Genomic DNA, 383 nt, shown 5'->3' with positions numbered 1-383 from the left:
GTGGGAAGTCCTCGCACCTTGAATTGCCCTAACACTACTGGTTACTGGTCTTGCTCAGTTGAACTTTGCCGTTGACGAAATTGCGAACACTCAGCTTCGTTCTCACAAAGGCATGAAACGCTGGAAAAACCTAGCAGCAAAAGACAAGAAAGAGCGTGAGCCTGAATTGGCGCCGCAAAATGCACTATGGAGCGGAGATAAATAATCATGACTGCACCACTAATTTCTATCCGTAACCTATGCGTAGACTACATTACAGATGCGGGCGATGTCCGTGCCTGTACCAACGTAAGCTTTGATATTGCACCGGGCGAAGTCTTTGGTCTGGCTGGTGAATCAGGCTGTGGTAAATCAACCGTTGCTTTCTCACTAATGCGCTTACA

At 47.5% G+C, this 383-nt stretch carries 1 protein-coding gene and 1 pseudogene; both read left to right on the top strand.

Translation table 11 applies throughout. The features are described 5' to 3' along the window. Window positions 1-205: pseudogene (locus UF05_RS24995) on the top strand (ABC transporter permease); the annotation flags it as partial. A gap of 2 nt (window positions 206-207) precedes the next feature. Then, window positions 208-383 (top strand): ATP-binding cassette domain-containing protein (locus UF05_RS17330; protein WP_048852623.1); only part of this gene is annotated, 176 nt, incomplete at its 3' end.

The organism is Vibrio sp. S457-15 (genome assembly GCF_000960545.1).
In the GTDB taxonomy this organism is placed as follows: domain Bacteria; phylum Pseudomonadota; class Gammaproteobacteria; order Enterobacterales; family Vibrionaceae; genus Vibrio; species Vibrio parahaemolyticus.
This window is presented reverse-complemented; position numbering and strand designations above follow the sequence as displayed.